Annotated in this window: 5 protein-coding genes; 2 read left to right on the forward strand and 3 right to left on the reverse strand. The window is 70.2% G+C overall.

Going from position 1 to position 3,380, the window contains the following annotated elements; translation table 11 throughout:
• Window positions 1–143 precede the first annotated feature (143 nt).
• On the forward strand, window positions 144–1,040 hold the full coding sequence (locus WC555_RS15380) for a DUF3298 domain-containing protein (RefSeq protein WP_373254991.1): 897 nt from the start codon (window positions 144–146) through the stop codon (window positions 1,038–1,040).
• Between the two features lie 6 nt (window positions 1,041–1,046).
• Here WC555_RS15380 and WC555_RS15385 read toward each other — a convergent pair whose 3' ends face one another.
• From WC555_RS15385 to WC555_RS15395, 3 genes are read right to left on the reverse strand one after another with little or no spacing between them, the layout of a single operon-like run.
• Entirely contained in the window at window positions 1,047–1,985 is a 939-nt protein-coding gene (locus WC555_RS15385; protein ID WP_292127645.1) for an alpha/beta fold hydrolase, read from the reverse strand.
• Between the two features lie 32 nt (window positions 1,986–2,017).
• Window positions 2,018–2,215, reverse strand: a complete 198-nt coding sequence (locus WC555_RS15390; protein ID WP_284220220.1) for a helix-turn-helix transcriptional regulator — start codon at window positions 2,213–2,215, stop codon at window positions 2,018–2,020.
• Window positions 2,215–2,619, reverse strand: coding sequence for a hypothetical protein (locus WC555_RS15395; RefSeq protein ID WP_292127643.1), 405 nt, complete (start codon window positions 2,617–2,619; stop codon window positions 2,215–2,217). Before WC555_RS15395 ends, WC555_RS15390 begins: the two co-directional genes overlap by 1 nt.
• Window positions 2,620–2,784: 165 nt before the next feature.
• Between WC555_RS15395 and WC555_RS15400 the strand changes: the two genes are divergently transcribed.
• Window positions 2,785–3,380 (forward strand): fatty acid desaturase (locus tag WC555_RS15400; protein ID WP_373254993.1); only part of this gene is annotated, 596 nt, incomplete at its 3' end.

A 3,380-nucleotide genomic window follows, 5' to 3' on the forward strand; every position in this document is an offset into this window, starting at 1 on the left:
CTGTTCCGTCAGGCGCGGGACGTCCGCCCCGACGATCCTGCCCTGGCCCTCCGCCTGTTCCGATCGAATCGCGACGCGGGCTTCATTCTGCTTTTCGCCATCATCCTCGGCGCTCTATCGTGGCCGTTCTGAAGGAGACCCGCATGACCGTCACCGCCAAGGCCGCGTCGTCAGGCTTGACCCGGGGGCGCGCCCTGCTGCTGACCGCCGTCCTCGCCGCCGGCCTGTCCGCCTGCAATCGCGACCGCGAGCCCGCGCCGCCCGCCCCCGCCACGCCTGGCGAGACTGCGGCCGTCACCCCGGCCGACGCCGCCGCGCCGTTGGCCTTCGAGCGGAAGACGCCCTGGGCCGACGTCCGCCTGGCCCTGCCGGACGCGATCAAGCCCCAGACCGACCTGCACGCCGGGCTCTACGCAGAGGAGGTCCGGCTGCTGCGCCAGTTCGTTGAGGGCGCCCAGGGCGAACTGACCGAGGCGGGCGCCGACACCGACCGGCCCAAATACGAAAAGACCATCACCGTCACCGCCGCCGCCGAGACCGGCAAGCTGTTGAGCCTCAAGCGCGTGGACTTCGACTATTCCGGCGGCGCTCATCCCAACACCCTGACCAGCGGCATCCTGTGGGACAAGGCGCTGAAGCGCCGCCTCGGCCTGGCCGACCTGTTGCGCAAGGACGCCGACCTGACCGTGCTCGACGAGGCCCTCTGCTCCGCCATCAACACCGCCCGGCGAGCCCGCGTGCCCGACAGCGCCTCCATCTCGCTGGGCGGCCGGCCCGGCGCGACCTGCCCGCGCGCCGCCGACACCCCCTTCGTCCTCGCCCCCGGGACCGTGCCCGGCAAGGCCGGCGGCCTGATCTTCCTGATCAACCCCTACCAGGTCGGCCCCGGCGTCGAGGGCGGCTATGAGATCGCCCTGCCGGCCTCCGGCTTCCGGTCCCTGCTGGCCATCGCCTATGCCGACGACTTCTCCGGCCAGTTGCTGAAGGCGGGCGACGTCACCCCGATGATCGTCCCCCGCGCCCTGCCGGCGGCCGGCTGAGCGTGGTCACTCGCCCAGGAACTGATCGACCAGTTCGGCGAACTTCGCCGGCTGGTCGGCCATGATGAAATGCCGGCTGCCGTCGACCCGGATCAGCCGCACGCCCGGAAGCGGCGCATATTCCCGGCCCCAGACCGCGTCCGCGCCCGCCGCCGGCGCCCCGCCGTCCGCGTCGGAGGCGTAGATCGCCCAGACCGGCGTGGTCATCGCCGCCAGACCGGGCCGCAGGTCCGTCGTCATCACCTCGCGGATCGCCGCCGCCATCGCCTGCCGGTCCGAGCTCATCGACCATTCGACCATGGCCGCCCGCGTCGCCGGATCCCGCGCCAGACCGATCGCCGTCTGCCCCTGCTGGGCGCGATAGGCCGCCGGCTCGGTCGCCAGGATGCCCGCCGCCGCCTGGTCGGCGAAGGGCCGCGCCGTTTCCGCCGTCACCTGCGGCCCGAACAGGGCGCTGAAGAACGGCAGGCTGTCGACGCTCATCAGCCCTCCGACCAGCTCCGGATGCTGCTGGGCCAGCAGCAGACCCGTCATCCCGCCCATGGAATGGCCGATCACCGCCGGCCGCTCCAGCCCGGCCTCAGCGATATACCGGGCCAGCTCATCGATGACCGGCTGGACGAACGGCCCCTCGCCATGCGTCCACGGCTCCCCGGCGAATCCGGCCAGTTGCACCAGATGCACCCGGTGCGTCGCCTTCAGCCGCTCGGCCTCCGCCCGCCACACCTCGCGCGACGAGGCGAAGCCGGGGATCAGGACCACGTCGGGGCCCGACCCGACCACCTCGACCGACAGCCGGCTCGAGGCGAAGGGGGCCGTGGCGGCGGCGGCGGCCGGCTCAGCACGGGCGGCGAAAGCGACGGCGCCGGCCCCCACGGCGACGGCGGAAGCGATGGCGAAGGCGCGCAGCAGGCGGCCGCCGCCGTGGCGGGACATGAACATCATGGTCTTGATCCTGTAAGGTTTGGCTGACGTGGTCAGGCGTGGGGATTGTCGAAAATCTCTTCGACCGGCCGGGCGAACAGCACGGCGATGCGGTAGGCGAGGTCCAGCGAGGGATCGTGCTTTTCGGTCTCCAGGGCGTTCACCGCCTGGCGCGACACGCCCAGCGCCTGGCCAAGCTGTTCCTGGGTCCAGCCGCGTTCGACGCGCAGAAGCTTGAGACGATTCTTCATCAGTTCGACGACTTCACAAAGGGGGCGATGACGCCGAAACAGGCCCAGAACAGCGGATAGATCATCCAGGCCGGAATGTGCGGCGCCGCCGCGTAGCTCTCGCCGAACCCCCAGACGCTGGCCAGGGCCATGGCCAGGCCGGACGCGAGGATGAACTGTTTGGCGACCAGGGCCCTGACGAACTCATCCGACTCTCGCATCAGCGACAGGGTCGCCCAGATCTGGCCGATCACCGGCGCCGAGACCGTCAGGGCCAGAGCCCAGGCCGCCACCGGCGAGGCGATGTCGTCAAAGGCTCCGAAGATGGCCGCGACATTGACGGCCACATAGCCGCTCATGAAGGCAAGGGTGCGGAAGACATAGCGGCCATGGGCCGGCGAGGTGGATTTTCCGAGGGCGAGCATGGAAGGCGTTCCTGACTTGATGTAAGGCGTACCTTACAATGTCATTTTGTCATGTCAACCTGACTTTTTGTCGGGTTCTCATGACGATTCCGGCCCCCCATTGCGACCCCCGAAGCCGGCGTATCGCCGCTTCCGGTCCAGCGGGGTCCGGCCTATCCTGCCTCCATGTCAGCCGCGCCCCGCGCCCGTCCGCTCGACCTGTTCACGCCCGACGAGTGGACGCCCTTCCAGACGCGCTCGCCCTGGATCGGCCCCCTGCTGGTGCTGCACTGCTGGGCCGTCATCGCCCTGGCCATGGCCGCGGGCGTCCTCTGGCCGATCCTGATCCCGCTCTGCGTCGCCGTGATCGGCACGCGCCAGCTGGGCCTGGCCATCCTGATGCATGAGGCGGCGCACGGCGGCCTGTCGCCGGACCGACGGCTGAACGACTTTCTCGGCCACTGGCTGTGCGCCGTCCCCATCGGCGCCTCGCTCGCCGCCTACCGGCCTTATCATCTCGCCCATCATAAATACGCCCAGCAGGCCGAGGACCCCGACCTGGTCCTTTCCGCCCCCTTCCCGGTCACCCGCGCCTCCCTGGGCCGCAAGATCCTGCGCGACCTGACCGGCCAGACCTTCTTCAAACAGAGGGTGCTTTTCGCCTTCAGGTCCTTCGCCTCCCGCCGTGACGAGGACCTCGCCGAAGGCGCCGTGGTCACCGGCCGGTCGGTGGCGCCGTTTCTGCTGGTCAACCTCGCCCTGCTGCTGGTCCTCGTCCTGGC

Origin of the sequence: Brevundimonas sp. (assembly GCF_041648615.1) — a bacterium.
Classification (GTDB): domain Bacteria; phylum Pseudomonadota; class Alphaproteobacteria; order Caulobacterales; family Caulobacteraceae; genus Brevundimonas.